24 protein-coding genes are annotated in these 25,662 nt (G+C 43.8%); 10 read left to right on the top strand and 14 right to left on the bottom strand.

Annotated features, from left to right (window positions below; genetic code table 11):
* Position 1: 1 nt before the first annotated feature.
* Positions 2-871, bottom strand: a complete 870-nt coding sequence (locus tag IE165_RS08950) for a mechanosensitive ion channel family protein (protein ID WP_189626277.1) — start codon at positions 869-871, stop codon at positions 2-4.
* Positions 872-1,130: 259 nt separating this feature from the next.
* On the opposite strand from IE165_RS08950, the gene IE165_RS08945 reads away from it, so the two are divergent.
* Positions 1,131-2,084 (top strand): acetyl-CoA carboxylase carboxyltransferase subunit alpha, encoded by a 954-nt coding sequence (locus IE165_RS08945; protein WP_189626276.1) that lies wholly within the window; start codon positions 1,131-1,133, stop codon positions 2,082-2,084.
* Between the two features lie 89 nt (positions 2,085-2,173).
* Here the strand turns inward: IE165_RS08945 and IE165_RS08940 are convergent, their stop codons facing one another.
* From IE165_RS08940 to IE165_RS08930, 3 genes are all read right to left on the bottom strand, one after another.
* Positions 2,174-3,151: a polysaccharide deacetylase family protein gene (locus IE165_RS08940; protein ID WP_189626275.1), complete on the bottom strand. Its 978-nt coding sequence runs from the start codon at positions 3,149-3,151 to the stop codon at positions 2,174-2,176.
* 201 nt (positions 3,152-3,352) lie between these two features.
* Positions 3,353-3,802, bottom strand: coding sequence for a hypothetical protein (locus IE165_RS08935; protein ID WP_189626274.1), 450 nt, complete (start codon positions 3,800-3,802; stop codon positions 3,353-3,355).
* Positions 3,803-3,921: 119 nt separating this feature from the next.
* Positions 3,922-4,602, bottom strand: a complete 681-nt coding sequence (locus IE165_RS08930; RefSeq protein WP_189626273.1) for a hypothetical protein — start codon at positions 4,600-4,602, stop codon at positions 3,922-3,924.
* Between the two features lie 148 nt (positions 4,603-4,750).
* On the opposite strand from IE165_RS08930, the gene ychF reads away from it, so the two are divergent.
* Together ychF and IE165_RS08920 are read left to right on the top strand one after the other, a co-directional pair.
* Positions 4,751-5,851, top strand: coding sequence for a redox-regulated ATPase YchF (ychF, locus tag IE165_RS08925; protein ID WP_189626272.1), 1,101 nt, complete (start codon positions 4,751-4,753; stop codon positions 5,849-5,851).
* Between the two features lie 77 nt (positions 5,852-5,928).
* Positions 5,929-6,825 (top strand): DUF72 domain-containing protein, encoded by an 897-nt coding sequence (locus tag IE165_RS08920; protein WP_189626271.1) that lies wholly within the window; start codon positions 5,929-5,931, stop codon positions 6,823-6,825.
* 33 nt (positions 6,826-6,858) lie between these two features.
* Here IE165_RS08920 and IE165_RS08915 read toward each other — a convergent pair whose 3' ends face one another.
* Together IE165_RS08915 and IE165_RS08910 are read right to left on the bottom strand one after the other, a co-directional pair.
* Positions 6,859-7,845, bottom strand: a complete 987-nt coding sequence (locus tag IE165_RS08915; protein WP_189626270.1) for a tetratricopeptide repeat protein — start codon at positions 7,843-7,845, stop codon at positions 6,859-6,861.
* 97 nt (positions 7,846-7,942) lie between these two features.
* Positions 7,943-8,716 (bottom strand): C40 family peptidase, encoded by a 774-nt coding sequence (locus IE165_RS08910; RefSeq protein ID WP_189626269.1) that lies wholly within the window; start codon positions 8,714-8,716, stop codon positions 7,943-7,945.
* Positions 8,717-8,799: 83 nt separating this feature from the next.
* On the opposite strand from IE165_RS08910, the gene IE165_RS08905 reads away from it, so the two are divergent.
* A complete protein-coding gene (locus IE165_RS08905) occupies positions 8,800-9,267 on the top strand; it encodes a universal stress protein (protein WP_189626268.1) in 468 nt (155 codons plus the stop codon).
* Between the two features lie 22 nt (positions 9,268-9,289).
* Here the strand turns inward: IE165_RS08905 and IE165_RS08900 are convergent, their stop codons facing one another.
* From IE165_RS08900 to guaA, 3 genes are read right to left on the bottom strand one after another with little or no spacing between them, the layout of a single operon-like run.
* Positions 9,290-10,468, bottom strand: coding sequence for an RsmB/NOP family class I SAM-dependent RNA methyltransferase (locus IE165_RS08900; RefSeq protein ID WP_189626267.1), 1,179 nt, complete (start codon positions 10,466-10,468; stop codon positions 9,290-9,292).
* Entirely contained in the window at positions 10,468-11,751 is a 1,284-nt protein-coding gene (locus IE165_RS08895; protein ID WP_229826478.1) for an ABC transporter substrate-binding protein, read from the bottom strand. The genes IE165_RS08900 and IE165_RS08895 overlap by 1 nt, the downstream gene beginning before the upstream one ends.
* A complete protein-coding gene (guaA, locus tag IE165_RS08890) occupies positions 11,708-13,258 on the bottom strand; it encodes a glutamine-hydrolyzing GMP synthase (RefSeq protein WP_189626266.1) in 1,551 nt (516 codons plus the stop codon). The genes IE165_RS08895 and guaA overlap by 44 nt, the downstream gene beginning before the upstream one ends.
* 162 nt (positions 13,259-13,420) lie before the next feature.
* Here guaA and IE165_RS08885 point away from each other — a divergent pair, with 162 nt between their 5' ends.
* The gene (locus IE165_RS08885) at positions 13,421-15,898 is read left to right on the top strand and encodes a DUF5686 and carboxypeptidase regulatory-like domain-containing protein (protein WP_189626265.1); all 2,478 of its coding nucleotides are present in this window, start codon (positions 13,421-13,423) and stop codon (positions 15,896-15,898) included.
* 95 nt (positions 15,899-15,993) lie between these two features.
* On the opposite strand, the gene IE165_RS08880 is transcribed toward IE165_RS08885, so the two are convergent.
* From IE165_RS08880 to leuS, 5 genes are all read right to left on the bottom strand, one after another.
* On the bottom strand, positions 15,994-16,677 hold the full coding sequence (locus IE165_RS08880; RefSeq protein ID WP_189626264.1) for a GIN domain-containing protein: 684 nt from the start codon (positions 16,675-16,677) through the stop codon (positions 15,994-15,996).
* Positions 16,678-16,713: 36 nt separating this feature from the next.
* On the bottom strand, positions 16,714-17,223 hold the full coding sequence (locus IE165_RS08875) for a hypothetical protein (RefSeq protein WP_189626263.1): 510 nt from the start codon (positions 17,221-17,223) through the stop codon (positions 16,714-16,716).
* 161 nt (positions 17,224-17,384) lie between these two features.
* A complete protein-coding gene (locus IE165_RS08870; protein ID WP_189626262.1) occupies positions 17,385-18,116 on the bottom strand; it encodes a DUF3307 domain-containing protein in 732 nt (243 codons plus the stop codon).
* The gene (locus IE165_RS08865; RefSeq protein WP_189626261.1) at positions 18,113-18,703 is read right to left on the bottom strand and encodes a hypothetical protein; all 591 of its coding nucleotides are present in this window, start codon (positions 18,701-18,703) and stop codon (positions 18,113-18,115) included. Before IE165_RS08865 ends, IE165_RS08870 begins: the two co-directional genes overlap by 4 nt.
* A gap of 249 nt (positions 18,704-18,952) precedes the next feature.
* Positions 18,953-21,736, bottom strand: a complete 2,784-nt coding sequence (gene leuS / locus IE165_RS08860; RefSeq protein WP_189626260.1) for a leucine--tRNA ligase — start codon at positions 21,734-21,736, stop codon at positions 18,953-18,955.
* A gap of 214 nt (positions 21,737-21,950) precedes the next feature.
* On the opposite strand from leuS, the gene IE165_RS08855 reads away from it, so the two are divergent.
* From IE165_RS08855 to IE165_RS08835, 5 genes are read left to right on the top strand one after another with little or no spacing between them, the layout of a single operon-like run.
* A complete protein-coding gene (locus tag IE165_RS08855; protein WP_189626259.1) occupies positions 21,951-22,829 on the top strand; it encodes a cell division protein FtsX in 879 nt (292 codons plus the stop codon).
* A gap of 13 nt (positions 22,830-22,842) precedes the next feature.
* Positions 22,843-23,097, top strand: coding sequence for a DUF3098 domain-containing protein (locus tag IE165_RS08850; RefSeq protein WP_189626258.1), 255 nt, complete (start codon positions 22,843-22,845; stop codon positions 23,095-23,097).
* Positions 23,097-23,891, top strand: a complete 795-nt coding sequence (locus IE165_RS08845; protein ID WP_189626257.1) for an undecaprenyl-diphosphate phosphatase — start codon at positions 23,097-23,099, stop codon at positions 23,889-23,891. Before IE165_RS08850 ends, IE165_RS08845 begins: the two co-directional genes overlap by 1 nt.
* Positions 23,892-24,614, top strand: coding sequence for a tRNA pseudouridine(55) synthase TruB (truB, locus tag IE165_RS08840; RefSeq protein WP_189626256.1), 723 nt, complete (start codon positions 23,892-23,894; stop codon positions 24,612-24,614).
* Between the two features lie 17 nt (positions 24,615-24,631).
* A complete protein-coding gene (locus IE165_RS08835) occupies positions 24,632-25,621 on the top strand; it encodes a bifunctional riboflavin kinase/FAD synthetase (RefSeq protein ID WP_189626255.1) in 990 nt (329 codons plus the stop codon).
* Positions 25,622-25,662: the final 41 nt, after the last annotated feature.

The following is a 25,662-nucleotide window of genomic DNA, read 5'->3' as shown; positions in this document are numbered from 1 at the left end:
CTTATCGCTCCGAATCGTACTCCCGCTTAAACAGCAAAACCTCTCGTAAGATCTCGTTCTCCAACTGCCGGTGCAATTTACTGCTGCTGCTTGTTGCGTGCATTTCCATCTTATACTTCACATAATCCTTTCCTATTTCTACCACCTTGAGCGCTAGGTCATCGTCTCCGGTAAGATAGGGATGGTTTAGTAAAGTCTTTTGAATACGTCCTTCCAACTTATCCACCTCAACAGCAGTTTGCAATGGAAGTTCGAACCGAACAGAAAAAAGGCTAGAGCGATGGGCGGAGAAATTCACCATCGGTGATGTGAAAACTAAGTTATTCGGCACCAAAACGATATCATCCTCTTCGTCTTGAATAAGCAAACTCGAGAAGGTGATATCCACAATCCGACCTTTGTAGTCTCCAATCTTAACACGATCACCTACAGATAACTGATCGTTGAACATGATAAAAAGGCCGGAAAGCATATTGGTGATGTATTCGCGGAACGTAACTGCTATCGCCATAGCGACAATTGTTAAACTCGTCACAAATTCGCGCGGGTCAATTCCGAATGCCAACATGACGGATATGACCGCCGTACTGGTATTCATGACGGCCGTCAACCGGTTAATACCCAAAACGAAATTACCGCGCACCGCCCTGTTTTCGTGCCGTTTATTATACAATGTGATCATCACATAGCGGCCAATAGAGTAAATGATGCTCGCAGTAAGAAACAGGTTGAGCGCATTGGATGCGTTATCGAGAAACCGATGTTCTTTGTAAAAATCCTGAAAATACCAAAAAGAAACATATAGCAAGATCCAAAGAACCAACTTAGCTAGGAACTGCAAGGTGTGCGGATATTTTTTTTCTGCTGTCATAGATGTTTAACCCTCTAAATTATCATTTTTACCGCGTGAAAGCAATGCCTTTAATAAATAATGTATCCGTCAAGTGCGGGATAAGTTCGTGCATTCGGAGAATGCACCTGCAATGCTTGAGTTTCCCCTATCAAAAACTAAATAGTGTGTCCAAACGTTTGGTTACTAAAACAATAGGAAACAAATCCGTCGAGTTGGTTTTAAAATAGGTAAAAATAAATTAACTTAGCAAGCTGAAATGTGCTAGATACATACAATTATGCAAACAACATTTGATTTTGAAAAGCCTATCGCAGACCTGCAGACGCAGATTGAGAAGGTTTTACAAGTCCAAGAGAAGACAAAGGTAGATATGAGTGCGACCATCAACGAGCTCGAAACCAAACTGGAACAAACCAAACAAGATATCTATACCCATATGACCGGATGGCAGAAAGTGCAGATGTCTAGACATCCAGATCGGCCACAGACCTTCGACTATATTGAAATGCTATGCGAAGAATTTATTGAGTTGCATGGTGACAGAACTGTTAAAGACGACAAAGCAATTATTGGTGGAATTGCATCCATCAGTGGCCAGTCGGTTATGGTTATTGGACATCAAAAAGGAAAAAACACCAAAGAGAGGCAATATCGTAACTTTGGAATGGCGAATCCAGAAGGCTACCGCAAAGCACTTCGTCTAATGAAGATGGCGGAAAAGTTTAACAGACCAATTGTCACCTTCATCGACACCATGGGCGCGTATCCTGGATTGGAAGCGGAAGAACGTGGACAAGGCGAAGCTATCGCGCGCAATCTTTTGGAAATGTCGGTATTGAAGGTACCTGTCATTTGCATTGTAATCGGAGAAGGCGCTTCCGGAGGGGCGTTAGGAATAGGCGTGGGCGATCGGGTATACATGCTGCAAAACACTTGGTATTCTGTCATTTCTCCAGAATCCTGTTCATCTATTTTGTACCGGAGCTGGGATCAGAAGGAAAAGGCTGCCGAATCGCTCAAGCTTACAGCGGAGGACATGTTGAAAAACGGACTTATTGACGGTATCATCCAGGAACCAATCGGCGGTGCCCACCAAGACGCAGCTACAACGGCAGAAAACTTAAAAACAAAAATACTTGCTGATCTAACGGAACTAAAGCTCAAGGATGCGGATACGTTGGTTAACGAACGTATTGAAAAATTCAGTAAAATGGGCGTAGTAGTCGAGTAACCTTTTCGTTTGATATTTAAGTGTAAAATATAAGGCCCAGTACCATTGATAAAAATGTACTGGGCCTTTCACGTCTTACGTCCCGTGGTCTAATAGCGAAAAGGATACGCGCGCATAAATTCAAACTTGTAATCGGTATTCATCTGAATGGTGTCGATCAGCGAAGTGAGCAATTGCTGTCCTTTCTTATTCTGAAACATATCATCATGCATCAATAGCACTACATTATTAGGTTCCATGGACGATTTATTGTTCATATAGTTACGAATACGGGTATAGATTTCGTGCACCGACTGTATAGGCTTGCCGGTAAGCCCATGGATTTTCCACTCTACGTCCCAGCCAAAAATCTTGTAGCCGTTTGTATAAAGTAGATCCGCCGTGCCAGCACCGCTCTGTAAATCTATGCGTCGCACATCATCATAAATCCAGATATTACGTCCCGGCAATCGCACAATTTTATGTTCGAGCTTTAAATCAACTTCGTTTTTCTCAAAATCATTGAATGCGCCTACTGGGTTGCTGTAAAAAGTCGTAAACTTGTTGTTGGCGTGGGTATAGCTATGGTTGTAGCATTCCACCAGCGGATTATCGTAATACCTTTGATAGTCACGCTTTAAACCCTTGGACATGAAGGCGTGCTTGCCGACTAAAAACACATTGATTCGAATATTTCGCGATTTGACGATGGAGTCTATGGCCTTGCTTCCTAATAAGGGGCCGTCATCGAACGTGAAATATATATGCTTAGGCTTGCTGTCCAAAGCTCGGCGCACCGAGTCTTTTATACGGCGCCTTTCAAAACGCACAAGCTTAGCGACAGAATCCTGACTAATCGGGTGCAACGTGTCCTGCACAATCTTTACCGGCTCCTTCCACCTTTTTGTGAGCAAACCATCCGTCCGCCGTACCGTGTCCAATACTTTTTCAGGCGAATCGATCAAAGAAATTGAATCTTGAGGAGAACTTGCCGCCTGCGTATTCATCCCCCCTCCGCAAGAAATCAATGAAATTGATACATACAATACTGCCCCTATACCGATGAGATCCTTCTTCCCTTTAAACATGCCTATAACTTATTCCCTTTTTTTTGCAAAGTTAATTTATTGCCCCCTCAACAACAAAAATATTAATGCATAAAATGCCTGCAATAATTTACCGACGATTGCTGGACGTTTACACGCCTCAAAATGGGGAAGTCTGTAGCGCATAAAAAAAGAGGCAACCTTACAGGACTGCCCTTTGGTATACGGACATGGAATCTCGTCTTAATGACGATGCCGTTTATGCGGATGGGCACGGTGTTTTGCCGGTTTTTTGCGAAGGTGTTTCTCGTGTCCACGATGATCGCGCAGAACGCGTTGCGAGTGGTTATGCGCATAGTGGCCATATTGCTTCCTGATGTTATGATGGTTTCGCCAAGGCTGGCTGTTGTTCAATACCACCTTATAGGTACGATGCATGTCCACATGCCGATATCTCCTCGGCAGGGTTCTCGTGGTAACCCACCTTCTACCGTGCGGGTACGTATAACGTCTTCCTACCACGTCATAGTAGATGTCCATTTCGGGCAGGTAATAATAGCGGACATAGTCATATCCAACTGGTCCCCATGCAGGCTGCGAACCAATGTTGATCTGAACATTTACCTGAGCGGACGCTGGTTGCGCAACAGCAATAATGCCGAGTGCAAAAACGGTGTACACAAACTTTCTCATAGGGCTCCTTTCGTTTAAATAATTCGGTTGAATGTCATATAACAGTAAGACAAGCCGGTAAACAGAAAGGATTAATGCAACAGATGTTAAAAAATGTAAAGCGTCTCTGACAGACTAGATTAGAACGTAAAGCCAACTTTAACGCCAGCTTCGAAAAGATTTAAGTCCGTGGTGAATCCACTTGCTGACGTCGACCAGGAGCTTGTCTCCATTACTGCACGGTCGAAAGTCGCTTTCCGATATTCGAAATACGGGCCTGCCATAATATTGAAACGGGAGCCGACATGAATACTTACGCCTGCCTGAAGACCGGCCAAAAGTCCAGAAGATATCGAAGACACTTCCCGCACCGTGTTTTCTCCCCCATGGCCACGGTTGATATCGCTTTCTCCTACCCGAATATGATAACCCAATGAGGTCTGTAGGAATGGACTTACCTTACGATCTAAAAATCGAAATTGTGCGTGTGCGTAAAGAGGAACGGAAAAGTAGCTACGGATAAAATCCAAATCATCATATCCGTACCAATCGTCCCAATCATCAATTGTTATCATATGGCGAATGCCGGTTCCAGCACCAATAGCTACTTTTGGTGTTAAATGTACCAAACCAATGTAATTGAATTGCAGTCCGAGGAAATCCATACCATCGTCGCTCGTGCGCATAGTTGTCTGTCCGGTCTGCCCGTGTGTGTAAGACACACCAAAATTAATATTATTGGAATAGTATGGCCTGAAATCTTGGGCGTTCGCCAACGTAATAACAAGACATAAAATAAATGCAGATAGTATTGATTTCATAATAATAGTTTGTCGGCATAAAAATACAAATAATTCAATCACAATGGAAGGCAATTTAGAAATAATCCATAAATGATCCTAGGGATTTATCCCTGCCAATATTAGAGTATTTTACCTATCTTTGTGCGTTTAAAAAAATGCAACTTACATGGCCTTACAATGTGGTATAGTTGGTTTACCGAACGTTGGTAAATCAACATTATTCAATTGCTTGTCTAACGCAAAAGCACAGGCAGCTAACTTTCCTTTTTGTACGATAGAACCGAATGTTGGGGTGATTACTGTTCCCGACGAACGGATCAATAAATTGGCAGAGCTTGTCAATCCGCAACGCATTGTTCCCAATACCATCGAGATCGTCGATATCGCTGGCTTGGTGAAAGGAGCATCTAAAGGAGAAGGTCTAGGAAACCAGTTTTTAGGTAACATCCGTACGACCAATGCCATTATTCATGTGCTGCGCTGCTTTGACGACGGCAATGTCATCCATGTCGATGGGTCAGTAGATCCTATCCGGGATAAAGAAATCATTGATACCGAACTACAGTTGAAGGATTTGGACACCGTCATTAAACGCATCCAAAAGGTAGAGAAAATGGCCAAGACAGGAGGCGACAAGGATGCGAAGAAAACCTTTGAAATTTTATCTGTTGTCAAGGATCACTTGGAGTCTGGGCGCTCGGCGCGGACAGCTCCCATTGCGGAGGAAGATTTTGAGTTCATTTCCGATCTAGCACTGCTGACTGTCAAACCGGTATTATACGTCTGTAATGTAGACGAAGCATCTGTCAATACGGGTAATGCTTATGTCGAGCGGGTGATAGAAGCCGTCAAAAATGAAAATGCACAGGTACTCGTCATCTCGGCACAAATAGAGTCTGAGATCGCTCAACTGGAGTCATACGAAGAGCGAAAAATGTTTTTGGAAGACTTAGGATTAGAGGAGTCTGGTGTACACAAGTTGATTCGCGCAGCTTACTCCTTACTTGCGCTTTCTACTTACTTCACCGCAGGTGTACAAGAGGTACGCGCTTGGACGATCGAAAAGGGATTTACAGCTCCACAAGCGGCCGGCGTAATCCATACGGATTTTGAGAAGGGCTTTATCCGCGCAGAAGTTATTAAATATGCTGACTATGTGCAATATGGCTCGGAAGCGGCGGTGAAAGAAGCTGGAAAACTTGCTGTGGAAGGAAAAACATACATCGTCGAGGACGGAGATATTATGCACTTCCGCTTTAACGTGTAGGTTAGCTATAAAAAATGAAAGCGAGGTATCCCATTACCTCGCTTTTGTTTTTGGTAACGTAATGTTTATCTTCGATTATGAAATTTGGACAAGTAGAAAATCCTGAAGAGATCGATTTTACGCTCCCGGCGACGGCGACAGAAACCATTAGCCTCTTAAATAAAAATCGAAAACAAGAACCCTTCGAAGCATATGTAGGTTGTGCAAAGTGGAACAAAGCAGATCTGAAAGGTTTTTATCCGCGCGGAACTAAAGACGAGTTGGTATACTATGCTCAACAGTTTAACAGCATAGAGCTTAACGCTACATTCTATAATTCACCATCCAAGGAGCAGGTGATCACCTGGCGCGAAAAAACCGATGAGGGGTTTAAGTTCTTCCCCAAGATCCCACAATCCGTAAGCCACTTTGGCCGTCTACTGAACACGGATGAGAAGGTCGCCGCCTTTGTGGATGCCACCGTAAATTTTGAAGACCGACTGGGCATGGCTTTCCTACAGATGCACGACAACTATAAACCAAAAGATTTCGATAGGCTTCAAGCATTCTTGGAGGGATTTCCAAAGGGATACCCCTTGGCCGTGGAAGTAAGAAATGGCGAATGGTTTACCGACGACGCCATACAGCAGAAGCTGGTTGCACTTTTGGAGAAAACAGATAAGACCAACGTTATTGTAGACACGGCAGGAAGACGGGAATTACTGCACATGCGGTTGACCACCCCTTTTGCTTTTGTTCGGTTTGTCGGTGCAAACCACCCCAGCGATTACGATCGTCTTTCCAGCTGGGTAGTCCGCATCAAAGAGTGGAAAGTGGCTGGCCTGCAAAAGCTGTATTTCTTCATCCACCAAAATGTCGAAGTGGAATCGCCCCTGCTTGCTGCACATTTTATTGCCGAGCTTAATAAAGCAGTAGGTACCGAGCTAAACATCCCCAACAAGGGCAACGGAAGCGGACAATCCACTTTATTTTAAGATGCGCAAGGCGACGCAGAAGCACGATTGCGATCAATCTTCTGCCTCGATCTGCTCGTACAGGCGGCGGTCTGCAGCAGCGCCTTCTGCATCACCCAACTTTTCCTTTGCTTCCGCACGGTAGCTGTATAAATCGGAATAGTAGGGATTTAACTGTATAGCCCTGCTGTAGTCCTGCAACGCCTCGTCCCACTTTTCCATCTTCCCCAGCAGATCTGCCCGTATGGCATACACGTAGAAATCGTCTGGCAGCAAAGATACCAGCATATTATAATCTGCTAAAGCTTCCGGATAAGCATGCTGCTCCACAAAGAAGTTGCCTCGCTCCTCATACACGAGGCTACTCTCTGGCGACAATAATGCCGCTTCATCAAAGGTATCCCGAGCGGCTTTCTCCTCATGAACGGCCTCGTAGAATTTTGCTATTGCCAACTTCGCTGGGAAATGTGTGGGATCCAATGTCAAAGCGGACTCAAAATCCGCAATAGCCAAATCGTAACGTAGCAAACGCATATACAATGCGCCTCGATATACCAATATCTCCGCTGAGTTTTCGAAGGTAACCAATGCCTTCGAGTACAGTACTACCGCATGCTCGTAATCAAAACCTTGCGTCGCATCCAAGGCTGCTTCCAAGAGCGCCTGCAAGTCACTATAACCTACCGCAGGATCGATTGTAGCGGTATCCGGTTTGTTTTCGAACCACTCCAAATAAATGTGGTAATTGAAATCAATGGATTTTGCTACCTGATAATCATAGAAAGCTCCTTCCTGATCGCCCAGATGCGCGTTCAATAAGGACCGACAGGCATGGAAGAAAGCTTGCTCAGGATAAGTTTCAATACCCTGGGTATACATGGACAAGGCGTCTTTCCATGCTTTGCTTTCTACTTTTTCGAGAGCTTGTTTAGCAAATAGCACGGCTTCATCAGCTATATGATGTACCGGCGATAGGAATGAGGAAAATGGCAACAACTGTGCGCTTGCCAGTGCGAAATATCGATTGTTATTAAGTTGCATATTTAAAAATAAAAAGTTATTATCACTAACATGATTAGTCAAAATCCTTATGATAGGTTTCCATGCATTCGCCCGCTGAGATTCATATCGTTCAATACTAAAAAAGTCGCTTGATGATCCTTAGTTTATGTGTATAGCGATTCCAGTCGCGACGAAAGATTCCCTGTGCATCCATCTGATCGATACGAACGGAAGCCGATGCATGAAAAATACGATCGACATCCAACATCACCCCCACATGTGTAATCCTACCTTCTTCATCATCGAAAAATGCTAAGTCCCCAGTCCTTATTTCTGTCGCGAAATCTACCGTAGTGCCTTTCTCGGCCTGTTGATATGCATCACGCGGCAATCGAATGCCAAACTGCACGAATAGCGCCTGTGTGAGACCTGAACAATCAATGCCATACGGAGAGCGCCCGCCCCATAAATAAGGGCTGAAGTTGTAAAACCTCACCAATTCCGGAAATTCCGATTGAAAATCAGAAAGGCTTGCAGACCTTAATGCACCAGAAATCTGATAGTCCCAAGCATCAGCAGGCTGGTCTTTCGAAAAAAAACTTGAACTAAACGTCGTTCCCGGAACGAGTTTAACGATCTTCTCCCCGCTGACAGCCTGAGCGCCCGCGCGCCCCACAACCTGATATCCACCGCATTCCTGTGGATGAAATGTATCTGTGCATAAGTTAAATTGCCCAACTTGCAACCAACCTTCATAGCCACTTGCTAACATACGAATGTACACCCAGTCAGAAAGTTCTTCCAAGATTTCAAAATACTCGGCAAATAGAAGCTGATTCACCATTTCGCTCCGATGCGAGGGTTCAAGTCGCAGCGGTACGATAGAAAGATTGCAGATGCCTAGAATCATATTTCACTTATTTTTAATAAAACAATTCATATCGAGCTGATGTTCTCTACTTATACGAATATAACTTTTTTATACGCAAGCACATGAGTAATCATAAATTTAATCGCATCCTTCTTGCTGTAGACGACACAGAATGCACGTTGAAAGCAATAGAATACGCTCAAGATTTGGTTCGCGAGTTTCAGTCGTCCATCGCTTTGGTTACTGTGGTTCCCCCCACGTCGCCTGCAGCCTATGGCGCCGACCCTTTGCTCGGGCAACAGCCGATTATCGTGCCAGAGGTTTCCCAAATACAACAAGAATCTGCACAGCGCTTTTTGGAAAGCCTAGGTGGCAATTTTGAAGGGGCACAAGAGGTTTTTCTGTTTAATAAAATTGGGAATGTTCGCGATGAGATTTTGACAACCGCTAGTGAGTGGACTGCTGATCTTATCATTATGGGATCAAATGGAAAAACCGGATTTGAGCACTTCATATCTGGTAGCGTGTCCGAATCCGTCATACGCAAAGCTAGTTGTCCGGTACTTGTTATTCCCGGAAAATGTGACTAGATAAATGCTCGCCCTCGAACACTTACATTTTACGAAGTCGGGCGGCAAACATACTGTCCGACTTTCGATTGTACCCTTCAATGAGCTGCTGCTCCTCCACCCTCATCCCGCAAGAATCAGATAAAAATTTGGTGATTCGTTCATTTTCGTCTGCGAAAACCGAACAGGTTACGTATATCAATTGCCCCCCTACTTTTAAATAAGGCAACACCTGCCTTGCTATTTGCATCTGTAATTTGGCGTATTGAGCGATTTTATCCGAAAAAAACTGACTGATCATTTCAGGTGTACGACCCCATGTACCGGAGCCTGAACACGGAGCATCAAGGATAATTCCATCAAAAAGTTCGCCGTTCATCAGGTGTGATACGTCTTCTGTTAAGTCTAATATCTTCTTTCGATATGGCGTTCTTATGTTTGCATGGTCAAAGCGCTCATCCAAATTCCTTAATATACTAAGTCGGATATCTGAAACCAATAGTTCAACGGTTGGCTCCCTATCCAACAGCAACAGCGATTTACCTCCCGAAGCAGCACAGACATCCCACCATGATTGTTTAGGCTGCAATTGTGCCAGATCCAAACTTTGCTGCGATGATTGATCTTGTACCTCATACAATCCTGCTAAGCTTTTAACTTCTTGCAGTCTAGTTCCATTGGGCAAACGCAAGCTATATGGCCCCACTTGTTCGAAAGGAATACTGTGTCGTGTCAGCGCCCCAACCACCATTTCCATGGCTTTTCGTTGTACCCGAATAAATAAGTCCGGCTGCAGCAAATGGCTCAATGAAAACTCATCCGCTACAATATCCGCCGACAGGTAGGGCTTAAAAGGGAAAATATCCTCCATAATAAACAAACCTTCGCGTTTTAGTAGCGCTATTTTATCCGGCAGTGATGTGCCGATGACCGCGTTCCAATCGGGCTTTGACACCGCGATCAAGTCACTGGATGATTCACATAGAAACTCCGCAACGACCAGTCGCTGTGGGGATGGCACATTAGGCAGCGCAGCACCCAAACGAAAATAATTGTAACAATAGCGTGTGGTCATCCGCCTATCGGAAGAGCCCATTTGTCTGTTTTCTTTGAAAAACCGCGTCAAAAAACGGCTCAACGGTTCGTCTAAGCTATAGGCCTGTAACGCACGCTCAAAATTACGCAGGTGCTGTTCAACCCTCCGCTGGTTGATTTCACTCATTAGTTTAGCTGAAATGAAGAACCCTTATACGATTTGTAGGTCACAGCATGATTGACGTAGCCCGCATGGTCATGCTGCTCAAATTGGTAAGAACTAAATATTCCATCGAAGGGCTCTTTCGTAACATGCGAACGGTAATCGCGTCCATATTTTGCCAACAATCCACCGAAAAATTTCGCAGCATCATATCCCTTGTACGAATAATCCGAAGGATTAACGCCATAGAGGCTGTAATAGGTATCCTTGAATTGTTTAGCACCAGCAGCCCACGCTTTCAGATGACTTTCAGCAGAAATAATAGGATTGTAGTTGGAGAAATTTTCGTACATGCTAAAATCAATACGATCCCACAATGGATGACCATATATGTTGAAGGTATAAAAAGCTTCTGTAGACTTGGCGTCTAGATTATTCAATAAGGTGCGCAGTTGAAATTTATCCGTCGTACCCGTTACAATGCGATTCGTCCCAGCGGTAAGCAAAGATTCGTTCAGCTGTGCAATCGATGATACCGACCGCACTTGTACGGAAGGTTTTAGACGACGTAGCTCAGAAAGGAAGCCGCTCAAAAATTGCCTACCATCATTATCAGTAGTGTTATAGATAACCACCACATCCCCCGCGTCATAATCTCGCGCTACGCGGATAGCCGCAGCTTTAGTATGGACGTCTATGGCGGGCGTCAAAGAAACAAGATTAGGAAGATTAAATTCACTGGGGCGGGATGCCGCCAAAGGATTTATCTGCAAAATATCTTTGTTAACCAAATTCTTTCCAAATGCGTGGATCTCTTTTGGATAAACAGGCCCAACAATAAGTGCGGCATCGTCCACATCTTCAGACTTAGCTATCGCAATATTTTGCCCTTCGTTATCCCGTGAATCCAAAACATGCAAAGCAAAAGATTTTCCGTTGTTCGCCAATTCATCCAATCCTAATTGAAAACCTTGGTAAAAATCTAGGGCAATTGCAGATCTTTTGATATCTTCTTTAGATACGGCATTCGGGTTTAATCGATCAAGCTGAAAGGGTAGTACGAGTGCAATACTGTTTTCCAGAACACGTTTCCCTTTTGCGCCTGATTCCTCGGCAGATTCTTCCCCTTTGGTGCTGCCTGGTTTATCTGTGTCGGTTGTTGTGCTACCGACATTTCCACCCCGATGATCGGGCGACTTCAATACGCCAACTTTAGGGGAACAAGCGCTCATAGTAAGCGCTATTCCCAAAGCTAGTATAAGTTTATTCCCACTCAATGGTTGCAGGTGGTTTTGAACTGATATCATAGACTACGCGGTTGATTCCTTTAACATGATTGATAATTTCATTCGAAATTTTTGCAAGCAAATCGTAAGGGAGATGTATCCAGTCAGCGGTCATTCCATCGAGCGAACCTACAGCACGCAAGGCGACCACATGTTCATAGGTGCGCTCATCACCCATCACCCCAACTGATTGAACAGGTAGAAATATGGTACCGGCTTGCCATACCTTGTCATACCAACCTGTTTCTTTCAAATTCCGAATATATATGTCATCTGCTTCCTGCAAAATCCGTACCTTTTCTTCCGTAATATCCCCCAACACACGAATCGCCAACCCCGGACCGGGAAAAGGATGGCGGCCAAGAATAGCTGGATCAACATCCAAGGTTCTTCCAACTCGCCTTACCTCATCCTTAAATAATGTTTTCAATGGCTCTACCACTTTCAGCTTCATGAAATCGGGCAAACCGCCCACATTGTGGTGCGACTTAATGGTCGCAGATGGCCCTTTAACAGATATAGACTCGATAATATCGGGGTAGATCGTTCCTTGTCCCAACCATTTTGCTTCCAATCCGTCGGGCAGTTCATTCTGTATGTCTTTGGCAGCTTGGTCAAATACATCGATAAAGGAAGCGCCGATAATTTTGCGTTTCTGCTCAGGCTCCGAAACACCTGCCAGACGTCCGAAAAAAAGCTCTTTCGCATTGATCCCTTTAATATTGAGTCCCATGTTTTTATAGGAGTCCAATACCTGCTCATATTCATTCTTACGTAATAGTCCGTGATCCACGAAAATACAGTGCAGGTGCTTTCCAATCGCTTGATGCAATAAGACGGCCGCTACGGTCGAATCTACACCGCCCGAGAGTGCCATAATAACATGGTCATCACCCAGTTGCTCTTTCAACTCAGCAATTGTCGTTTCCGCAAAGGCTGTCGACGTCCAATCCTGTGCACATCCACATATATTAACCACGAAATTTTTCAACAACACTTGTCCATCGGTGCTATGCGTAACCTCCGGGTGGAATTGGATACCATAAGTACGGGTACCCTCAATATGGTAGGCTGCCACACGGACCTTATCCGTACTTGCGATGATCTTAAAGTTAGCTGGCACCTGCTTTATTGTATCGCCATGCGACATCCAAACTTGGGATTGAACGGGTACTCCAGACAACAAATCATTTTCGCCATCCACAAACTGGAGGTTTGCACGTCCATACTCCCTAATCTCAGAGGGCAACACTTCGCCGCCTGATTTCTGTGCCAAATACTGCGCACCATAGCAAACGCCCAATAAAGGAAAACGATCTTGTATAGCTGTATAGTCGATTTGCGGAGCCTCCTCTTGGCGCACAGAATGCGGACTTCCTGAGAAAATAACGCCTTTTACATTGTCATCAAATTCGGGAAGGTTATTGAATGGATGAATTTCACAATAAACATTTAGCTCCCTTACACGGCGTGCTATTAACTGTGTGTATTGCGAGCCAAAATCAAGAATGATAATTTTTTCGGACATGCCGCAAAGTTACATATTCGCCACGAATTTTTAAGTAATTTTTCCATGGGTATTCAACCGCCAGTCAGGCATCTCCCTATACAAATATTTTCACCCTCTTTAATCGCAATTTTTTCGCAAAAAAAAGTATCTTGCCACCACATTCCATTATTTTAACACCTGATGAAATACGTTCTTATTCTGTTTGCCTTTTTTTTGTGCACGCCGACATACGCTCAAGTTACCGGCACCGTTGTCGACTCTACCAATAAACCCCTTGCCGCCGTGAGCGTGCTGGTAAAAAATAGTTATTTGGGTACGGCGACTAATACAAATGGTGAGTTTTCATTTTCAAAATTACCAAACGAAAACCAAACATTGATCTTTAAAAGTCTCGGTTATAAAACCTTCGCATACACGATTGATGCGGGAAAATCTGCTATGCCCCTACATATCGTACTGGAGCGTGATGAGCGCATGATAGAGGAAGTGGTCGTCACCAATCGTGAGAATCCGGCATTACGTATTATCAAACAAGCTATTCGCCACCGTGAAATAAATGCCAACAAAATAGATAAGTATCAAGCAGATTTCTACTCAAAAGGCATCATGCGCATGGAAAAGTTGCCGAAAAAAATGGCCAAATCCGCCGCGACGACGTTTCCCGGATTAGACTCAACGGGGTCTGGCATCATCTATCTTTCGGAAACCGTATCGAAAATCAGCTTTCAAAAACCCGACAAGCTTTACGAAGAGATCGTGGCGTCCAAGTTGAGCGGCAACGATCAAGGGTTTAGCTTCAACACCGCGATTGGAGCAAATTTTGACTTTTACAGCAACACGGTAAATCTCGGCACGGATATCATTTCGCCCATAGCAGATAACGCGCTAAGCTATTACACGTATAAGCTAATTGATATCCGTGAAGAAGATGGGCAGCAGGTCTACCAAATAGCGGTTGAACCGAAACGAGATAAAGAACCGGTCGTAAACGGCATGATCTATATTGTGGACGATAGCTGGGCAATTTATGCTGTTGATTTTTCCATCCCCGGATACCGCACTCAGCAGCCGATTTTAGACAGTATGGCAATATTGCAACACTACACCTGGCATGCGCCAGATAGCAATTGGACGAAATCATTACAACAACTGCGCTTTAAATTGGGCTTTTTTGGTATCAAAGCAAACGGAAGTTACCTCCAGAATTTTTCCAATTACAGGTTCGTAGATGAATTTCCTAAAGGTACATTTGGCAACACCCTCGCCAAGATAGGTAAAGGAGCTAACTTAAAAGATTCGACCTATTGGAGAAACGCTAGGCCTATTGAACTAACCCATGAAGAGCGCACTGACTATGCATTCAAAGACAGCATACAGACGGTGCGCAACAGTATGGCATACCTAGACTCTGTAGATCGGGCCGCAAACTACTTTAGTCCACTTTCTCCCATTACGGGTTACACCTATCGCAACTCGCTTCGTCATTACCGCATTGAATACCTGGGGCTAAAGAATCTGTCGAGGTCAAGTTTCAATCCGGTCCAAGGATTCACCATAACCGCAGCATTGAACGCCACGCTCGGAAAAAACGAAGCTGGCCCGGAAACACAATTCAACCACGATTTTCAATATGCGTTTTCGGAAAAGAAATTACGCTTTTATGCAGATTATCGACATCGCTTTAATACAAAGCACTACGCCACCTTGGGGGTAGAATTTGGCAACCGGGTCATACCGTTTAATGAGGGAGAAGGCGTGCTTCCCTTAGTCAACAACATTTCCACGCTTTTCTTTAAAGACAGTTATATACAGCTATATCAACGCGAACAGTTAAAACTCCACTTTACCCGAAACATTGGGGTACCATGGCGTCTCGCTATCTCAGCAGCTTGGGCAAAACGAAGTCCACTATACAACAATAGCAATTTTTCACTTTTCAGAAAAGATCAGCATTATGTGTCCAATAATCCGCTTGCTGCCGAAGATTACGAAACGGCGGCTTTTAGCACAAATAGCGTCTTCGAAATTGATGCGGTTTTGCGTTGGGCGGTTGGACAAAAAGCAATTGATAGACCTGATGCATTGTTACTGTTAAGCGACAACCGCTATCCGGTATTGACTTTGGGCTTTAAGAATGGATTGAACCTCACTGATGACGACCTTAGCTACCAACATCTTTACGGGACAATAAGCCAGACAACAACACTGGGTGTATTGGGGACATTATCAGGAAAAATTAACGTAGGGAAATTTTTCAGTGCCGAAAACATTCCGCTCACGGACTACAAGCATTTTGCAGGCAACCAAACGCATATCGGCACAGCCGCGATATATGACAATAACTTCCTACTGCTTCCCTACTACAGCCATAGTAGCAATAATAAGTACCTGCAGCTGCATGCCGAGCATGACTTCAAAGGATATATCTTCAACAAGGTGCCTTTGTTACAGGAATTGCAGTGGGGCCTGATTGCCGGCTACCATCAGCTGGCCACTTCGGCCCGCAAACCCTACCACGAATTCACATTGGGCATAGATAACATTGGGTGGGGCAAATATCGTCTTTTCCGATTGGATTATGTGCGGTCACTGGAAGGCAAACAACAGGCAGAAGGCTTCATCATCGGAATTAAAATATTGAATTTCTTGACTAGGTAATTTTCTGCACGATCTTCCATATCGGCGATTGTTATTTGACATAAAAAAGCGATTTGGTGTATGTACGGTAGACTTTCTTGCGTTTTATCCGGTGGTTATTTCTCGTCCAAAAAATTGATTTTGCCGCCGGCCAAACGTTTTTGTTTCTTTTCGGCTGGGGAGCCGTATACGTTTATTACGCCTCCAGCACGTGTTTGCACATCGGCAGACATGCTGGCTCGGACCTCGCAGACCCCTCCGCCATTAGTACGGGCGTAGGCCTTGTTAGTAAGCAGTTTCTCGCCATAGTAACTACCTCCAAATGTCAAAATGATCGCTTGCGTATCAGCTTCTCCGCGAAGTGTTACAGCAGAGCCAGTCGTGCTGCTTACCTCAACGCGTTTTGCTTTCACGGCCAGATCCACTTTTCCTCCTTCATTCGCCCAAATAAGGATGGAATCCGCTGCAATAGCCCCTTCCTCTGTTTGGACAATCGCTCCCTTTTGTACGGTCAAACTATATACCGCATTCGTGTATACATGAACAAATGTATGCCCTCCCTTTAATGGATAACCCGGACCCATTTTGATCCGCAACACACGTCCTTGTTGGGAAACCTCCACTTTATCCGCAAATTCACCTTCTATGGAAGCATAATTCTCATCACTCGGGATCAGGACAACATTTAATTTATCGGTAGCGTGCAGCTCAGGCAGCTCGCCGATATCTACCTTTATTTGGCTGTGGACAAATGGGAGATTCCCAAGGAAAGCCAATAAGAAAAGACACAATTTATGCATATGGTATTATTAACGTACAAATCCCTCTAACAACTGTTATCTACCTAACAAGGCCAATTCCTGTTCCGAATACATTTTGGCACCTTTCAGGTAATTGAAAATAATCTGTTTCGCTTCCCGATCTTTGATCTTATAGAGATTGTTCATTAAAAAATCTTTATCCTCTTCAATATTACCGCGATAACCCAAATACGAAGGTGTATAAAACTGAATCAATAAACGGATATAGCGTAGCTCTACATTATTTGGATTTGCGGAAATTTCTTTGTCAAGCATCTTCTTTCCATCTTTAAAATAACTCATTTTCTTTAATGGATTTCCACTATGCTTGGCCATAAACATATGGTAAGCCGCTTCGTATCCACGCTCTACAGGAGAATCAGCATGTTTTGCCAGCGCCTCCAGATGCGCTTTACATTTGTCCTCGTCCTTATGTCCTATCTTGAAATCCTTCCGGATGTCAGAAATGCTAAGGTTTTGCCCGCTGGACAGCCCCATCAACAGGATGATTTGTAGTGCCGTGATATATAAACATCTTTTTATCATAAGCTTGCGCTTTGGTTATTTACGATTGAAAATACAAAAAACAAGCCAACTTCAAGAATTTAACTACGGTATAAATTGCGGATAATACCTAGCACGTTGCGCAGCGTAGATATTTGATCCTGCGCAATTCGACAGTGTAACAGCATACGGCAACGGGTAGTCTATGCCAAATACGTTAACCCTAGTTTTAGTCCATAGCCGATAATAATGCCCACTACAAAACTTGCGAACGTACCCACGAGGATGTATTCTGTAAACTTGGTATCTTTGGCGTTGGTAAGATCGCCAAATCGAAAGATGGACTTCGCTCCTAATAGAAAGCCTATACCGGATAAAAATCCGATTTGGATAAAAAGAACGATCAGCAGCCGTTCCATAATGCCGATTAATAAGCCTGCATCGGCCAATGATCCCTGTGGTTTGGTTTTAAAATCAGTTTCGGCGTCCCATCGACTAAAAAACACGCGCAGCCCGATGGGACTCACAAAACAAACCAGTAGTATGGCAAGGACATAACAAATTGTTTTTGGGGTATATAGCTGTTCGAACCAGCCTGGCGGAAGACCATATGAAAACACGACGGCAAACAACAAGCTCCATATATGCAAGAGCTGATCAGCGACGAATACCTGAAAAGGCTTCAAGGGCCACTTGCGCTCCATATAAATTTTCAGGCTATCAATCAGCAGATGGGCGGCAGACACTAATAAAACAACCGGCCACTGTTGTGCCAGCTCGGGAAGGAATAACAAGCATAGTAAGGCGGCGTGTACGGCAATATGAAAGAAAAGGTACCGTACTTGTTGCTTGCGTTTGTCCACCCAACTGCTCGGCTGTAGCACGAAGTCGCCAATAAAGTGTGCAAGCAAAAGCTTGAGAAAAAATAGACTCATAGTGTTAGCAATTGTTGTGTACAATACGCCAATGCGTGCTGCATTTTTGAAAACCCCGCTTTTTGCAGCGCAGTGCTCACCTGGCTTTGGTATTTCTTGTTGAGTATCTTTGCCAGCTCTACCTGATTTACGCCTTCGTGTTGAAGGGCTACTTTCACTGTTTCCGCAATATTTGGTGTCCAGCGAACACATAGTTCAGTTAGCAGCGGTAAAATGGTATTGCACAGCTCATTGAATGCTTCGCTGGAAGACTTTAGGTACAGCGTATCCTTCTTCAGCTCATCAAAAGCTTCACCAGAATAGACCAATGCCGAGCCAAAGGTTGTTTTGATATGGGGGGAGTTGTCGTCCTTATTGCCAATGCCGATGCCTAAGCGCACATCCAAGCCTACTTCAATCATCGCTGCTTTGATATAGAAGGCAGCTGTCAGTGCTTGCGCTAAAGACACCTCCAATTGAAAGCTGTCGCCCCGAAAAACATCATAGTCTTTCGCATATATGGCTATGGCTTTCTCCAAAATCGGAAGCCACACCTCCGGTTCGCGGCTCCGGGATTTCACAATATCACCTGTTATTACAGCAATCATAGTTATTTCTGTTTATCCTTAACGGATGTGATTCGGTAAATATCATCATATTCAATGATAAATAAAAATATCTTCGATTTCGATAATAAACAAAAATATCTTCGATTTCAATGATAAATTAAAATATTGTCGAAACGGAAGATACACAAATCCTTACTGTTCTGAAAAATATTCAGCAAATAAAAGGTGAGCGACATCTCTGTAGCTCACCTTATTTCTCTATCCTGTATCGCAGCATGTACCGCGGATCTACACTACAACGTTGATGATCTTCCCTTTTACAAAAATAATCTTCTTGACCGCTTTACCCTCTAAAAACCGCTGCACATCTGCATGTGCAAGGACAATTTCTTCCACGGCCTTTGCATCGAGGTCTAGTGCAAGCGGCAGATTAAACTTCATCTTACCGTTAATAGAAACCGGATAGGCAAATTCCGACTCAACCAAATAGGCTGCTTCAAATCGTGGATAGGCCGCATAGGAAAGTGTGCCAGCCTCATTACCCAACAAACACCACAGCTCTTCTGTAATATGCGGCGCATAAGGCTGGAGCACAATGATGAGATCTTGCAAAATAGCGCGCTTATTGCATTTCAGATCGGTCAATTCATTGACACAGATCATAAAGGCAGATACTGAAGTGTTGAATGAAAAGCGCTCGATGTCTTCTTCCACTTTCTTAATAATCTTGTGCAAAGCCTTGTATTCCGCTTTGGTAGGTTCTTCGTCCGACACGGCAAAGGTTCCTTCCGTGTCATGGAATAAACGCCATACTTTACGCAAGAATTTATATACACCTTCTATACCATTGGTATTCCAAGGCTTAGACTGCTCCAATGGTCCCAAAAACATCTCGTAAAGACGCAAGGTATCCGCCCCGTATGTCGAAATGATATCATCTGGATTGACCACATTAAATTTAGACTTCGACATCTTCTCCACTTCTGTTCCACACACATACTTACCGTTCTCCAAAATAAAAACAGCGTTTGCAAAATCCGGACGGAAGGCTTTGAATCTCTCTGTATCCAACACATCGTTATGCACGATATTGACGTCTACATGGAGCGGGACTGTCCTATACTGATCTTTTAACCCATAAGACACAAAGGAATTGGTTCCTTTTCCTTCCTCATCCAATACCCGGTATACAAAGTTAGAACGACCTTGGACCATCCCTTGATTGATCAACTTTTTGAACGGCTCCTCCTCGTTATGAAAGCCCAGATCTTTCAGCACCTTGTTCCAAAAACGGGCGTACAACAAATGACCTGTTGCGTGCTCAGAACCACCAATATATAGATCCACAGCTTTCCAGTAGTCTACCGCTTCTTTGGACACGAATGAACGCTCGTTATGCGGATCCATATACCGGAACCAATACCACGACGAACCTGCCCATCCGGGCATCGTGCTTAGTTCGTATTCATACTGATCTTGATACTTCCAATTTTCTGCCCTTCCTAACGGAGGTTCGCCCGTTTCCGTAGGTAAGTATTTGTCAACCTCAGGCAGCAATAGTGGCAATTCCTCTTCTTTTAATAAATAAGGCAATCCATTTTTAAAATAAACCGGAACGGGTTCGCCCCAATAACGCTGCCGTCCAAAGATAGCATCGCGCATACGGAAATTCACCTTTGCCTTACCCAACTTTAATTCTACCAAGCGATTGATCAAGACTGGCACCGCTTCTTGATATGTCATACCATTAACAATATCTGAATTGATGTAGCGCCCATCCTTATTGGGATCGGCAGCTTCTTCAATATTTTGGGAATCCGAAATCGGAATGATCGGCAACTCGAAATGTTTAGCAAAAAGATAATCACGTTGATCGCCCGAAGGAACTGCCATCACTGCGCCGGTACCGTAACCCGCAAGCACATAATCGGCAATCCAAATCTGTACATCTTCTCCAGTCAACGGATGCTTCGCGAAAGCTCCCGTAAACGCACCGGAAACAGTTTTGGTATCTGCCATACGATCCAATTCCGATTTTTTCGAAGTCCTATCCTTATAGGATTCAATAGCAGACCGTTGGCCATCCGTAGTTAAAGCATCGACCAACTCATGTTCTGGTGCTAACACAATGAATGACACCCCAAAGATCGTATCTACCCGAGTCGTGAAAACTTCTATTTCGTTGTCAATCTGCGGCACAGGAAATTTAACGGATGCACCAACCGATTTACCGATCCAATTGCGCTGCATTTCTACTAACGGTTCCGGCCAGTCTATAGTCTCCAACCCACGGAGCAGACGGTCTGCATAGGCCGTAATGCGCATAGACCATTGCATCATTTTCTTTTGCTCAACTGGATATCCTCCACGCTCGGATACGCCATTGATCACTTCGTCATTGGCCAGTACTGTACCTAGCGCAGCACACCAATTTACCGTACTTTCCCGAAGATAAGCCAGTCTGTATTTTAACAATTCTTTTTGCTGCTCTTCTTCGCTGAAGCGACTCCATTCCGAAGCGGTGAAAGTCGACGTATCGTCATCAGACGCAGCTTGTATCCCCTTTGATCCATGTGTTTCAAAATGCTGCACCAAGGACGCCAAAGGCTCCGCCCTGTCGGACTCCTTGTTATACCAAGCATCAAAAAGCCGCATGAAAATCCACTGTGTCCACTTATAATAGCTTGCGTCTGAGGTACGAACTTCACGTGACCAGTCGTAGGAGAACCCAATATTATCCAGCTGCTCCCGATAGCGATTAATGTTTACTTCCGTCGTCACGGCAGGATGCTGCCCTGTCTGGATGGCATACTGCTCTGCCGGTAATCCAAAGGAATCATAGCCCATCGGGTGCAAGACATTGAATCCCTTCAATCGCTTAAACCTAGAAAAAATGTCAGAAGCAATATAACCGAGCGGATGCCCTACATGCAACCCAGCTCCCGAAGGATAAGGAAACATATCCAATACATAATACTTGGGTTTTTCGGTAGATGGCACTGGTTTAAACGTGCCATGCTTCGCCCAAAACTGCTGCCATTTCTTCTCTAAAGATTGATGATTATATTCCATTTTGACCTCGTATACTTTTTCTCAAATAGATGCGAAAATAGCTATTTTACCGCAGAATAGACCTAAAAGTTTCATATTAAACAATAAATTTCGGATATTGTCGGTTAAATTAGTAGCGGAGTTAGCCCCCTGCGTGTGCAAGATATTACATGAAAATATTCCTTAAATGCGCATAATTAGTTACTTTCGCATCAAAATACATTAAAAACAGTATATGTCGACTCACGAAGAAGGTTCATCAAGAAAGAAAACGAAGTCAGTTTACGTCTCTACGGTTATTAGCATTGCATTGGTACTGCTAATGACTGGATTACTGGGTTTGATACTGGTACATGCTAAAAACCTTTCCAAATATGTAAAGGAAAATATTGTGTTGAACATTATTGTCAACGACAATGTGAATGAAGGCGATGTCCTGGCGATGCAAAAAGACATTGAAAAAGATCCATATGTGTTACGCACCGAATATATCAGTAAAGAGCTTGCAGCTAAAAATCTGAAGGAAGATCTGGGGGAAGATTTTGTGGAATATTTGGGACATAACCCATTGTTGCCATCTATTGATGTTTACCTAAAAGAGCAATACGCCAATACCGATAGCATACAAACGTTTATCCAAAAGGCATCGAAAAACAGTCGGGTGAAAGAAGTCGTGTTTCAAGAGTCCTTGATCGATATGGTCAACAAAAATATCCGTATAATCGGCATGGTCGTTCTTGCCTTCACGGTCGTACTGCTTATCATTGCCGTGGCACTGATTAACAACACGATCCGATTGGCGATCTACTCGCAACGTTTCTTGATCAAAAGTATGCAGCTTATCGGTGCCACTAAAAATTTCATTCGCAAGCCTTACCTATTTTATGGTATCTTCCATGGTTTGTTGGGCGCATTAATTGCGATTTTATTACTTATTTTTAACTTGCAATTTGCACAAAAACAGATTCCTGATCTCATCTTCCTGCGCAATTGGTATGAATTCGGCGCGATATTTCTTATTGTAGTGGCGCTTGGCATTTTGATATCGGGCTTTAGCACGTATTTTGCCGTCACCAAATACCTCAAAGCAAAATCACATAGTTTATACCGTTAAATCATAGCACCACATGTCTGAAAAAAAATCTCAGCGTACCTTTCCTAACAACGATGCCAAAGCTGGCTTTGCATTTCAAAAGGTAAACTATCAATTGCTGATAGCAAGCATTATCGTCGTTTTTATCGGTTTTATATTAATGATGGGCACAGAGGATATCTATAGTTTCACGAAGATCACGTTGGCTCCTCTTGTTGTTGTTTTAGGCTTTGCATTGGGCTTTGTTTCCATATTGTATAAACCGAAAAGCAGAAACGCCCGAGACTAATGACTTATTTCCAAGCTATTATTTTAGCCATTATCGAAGGGTTAACGGAGTTTCTGCCGGTATCATCGACCGGCCACATGATTATTGGAACGGCGCTGATGGGCATGGAGCCTTCCGCTTTTGTCAAGCTTTTTACCATTGTTATACAGTTAGGTACGATCCTATCTGTCTTGGTGCTCTATTTTAAGCGCTTTTTCAAGTCGCTTGACTTTTACTACAAACTTGTCGTTGCAGGTATTCCTGCATCGGTTTTGGGCCTATTGTTGAGCGACTTTATCGATTCGCTGCTGGAAAGTCCGCTGATGGTCGCGATTATGCTGGTGCTTGGTGGGCTAGTCTTACTATTTGTGGATAAATGGTTCAACAAGCCAACGGTGGATAATTCGGATAATATCACATACAAGCAGTCGTTCATTATCGGTTTGTACCAATGTTTGGCCCTTATCCCAGGCACATCACGTTCAGCCAGTACCATCGTCGGGGCGATGACGCAAAATCTGACTAGGAAAGCCGCAGCGGAATTCTCATTCTTTTTGGCCATTCCCATGATGTTAGGCGCATCGATCGTGAAGTTGTACAAATTTTTGAAAGAAGGACATACATTCTCCAGTGATGAAGTCAACCTCCTTATTATCGGGAATGTGGTAGGTTTTGTCGTGGCTATCATTGCCATAAAAACCTTCATCAATATACTGACAAAATATGGGTTCAAAGCTTTTGGCTGGTATAGGATCGTTGTAGGAGTAGTGATTATAGTGTTAATATGGAGCGGGCATAGCCTGCAAATTATATAAATGACGAATAGTGAAGAATCAAAACTTTCTGCCTTCCGATTTGCAGAAGGTGAAGTTTTGTTGATCGATAAGCCGCTGACGTGGACGAGCTTTGATGTTGTCGGAAAACTACGGAACAGCATGAAGCCGCTGAAGATAAAGGTCGGACATGCCGGTACCTTAGATCCCTTAGCAACTGGTTTACTCATTATTTGCACAGGAAAATTTACCAAGCGGATTGATTCATTTCAAGCGGAGGATAAAGAATATACCGGGATCATCAATCTCGCAGGTTCTACACCTTCCTATGATCTAGAAACGCCGATCGATAAAGCATCGGACTACAGCCAATTGAATGATCAAACCATCTTGGATGCCACCAAACAGTTCATCGGCAATATTACGCAATTGCCCCCTGCACACTCGGCCATCAAAGTCAATGGCGAACGCCTGTATGAAAAAGCGCGGCGTGGAGAAGAGGTAGCCCTGAAAGAAAGACAGGTCTATATCACAGAATTCATCATTAAGAAAATTGAGCTTCCGGAAGTCCACTTCCGGATTGTGTGCTCCAAGGGTACCTACATCCGGTCCATTGCCCACGATTTTGGAAAAGCATTAGGCATCGGTGCTCACCTCAGCCAATTACGAAGAACCAAAAGCGGTAATTTTGATGTAAAAGACGCTTGGAATTTGCAAGATTTGGTCGAAAAGATTAAATTACAAAAACCCACTAATCAAGAATAAACAATCATCAAGAAGGAATGAAGATATATAGAAGCCTAGATGAGTTCGAAACCTTATCCAATGCTGTCGTGACAATCGGCACATTTGATGGCGTACATATAGGTCATCAGAAGATCCTATCGAAACTCAAGGAGTGTGCAAGTGAAATGGGTGGCGAGACCGTTCTATTGACCTTTTTTCCACATCCCCGATTGATAATCAATCCGAATGATGACAATTTACGATTGATTAATGATATCGAAGAGAAATCTCATCGATTGGCGCTATCGGGTATCGATCATCTGATCATTACGCCATTCACACGAGATTTCTCCAACCAGTCTCCAGAAGAATATATCAGCAATGTACTCGTTGGGAAGTTGGGAACCAAACAAATAGTGATCGGCTATGACCATCATTTTGGCAAAGATCGCGCTGGATCCATCAAAGATTTGAAGTATTTTGCCGAAATCTACGACTATGCTGTAGAGCAGATTCCCGAACAGGATATTGAAGATGTAGCGGTATCATCGACCAGAGTTCGCGAATCATTGATTAAAGGGGATATTGAAACGGCCAACAAATACCTCGGCTATCCTTTTGAGTTGACAGGCACCGTGGTACGCGGTGATCAGATCGGCCGCGAAATAGGCTTCCCAACCGCCAACCTGAATGTGCACGAATCGCATAAACTGATACCAGCTTACGGAATCTACGCCGTGGAGGCTGAAATATATCCAAATGTTCCTTTCATACAAACCGGCGAATACATCGATCCGGCGCCAGAGCGGATAGTCAAAGGGATGGCCTACATTGGCACACGGCCTACCGTTGATGGCATGAATCGGAAAATTGAAATCAATCTGTTGGATTTTAAGGATGATATTTACACAAAGACATTAAGGGTCAAATTTTTGCAGTTTATCCGTCACGATCAATGGTTCGAATCGTTGGAAGCCATGCGGGAACAGATAACAGCGGACGAAATGAATATCAGAAAGTATTTCGATGAGCAGCAAGCTCGATAGCCTATCTTACAAAACGTTCTGATGCGGACAAAAAAAGATCG

The organism is Sphingobacterium griseoflavum, assembly GCF_014653155.1.
Lineage (GTDB): Bacteria > Bacteroidota > Bacteroidia > Sphingobacteriales > Sphingobacteriaceae > Sphingobacterium > Sphingobacterium griseoflavum.
Note: the sequence above shows the minus strand (reverse complement) of the source record. Positions and strands in the feature narration are given on the sequence as shown.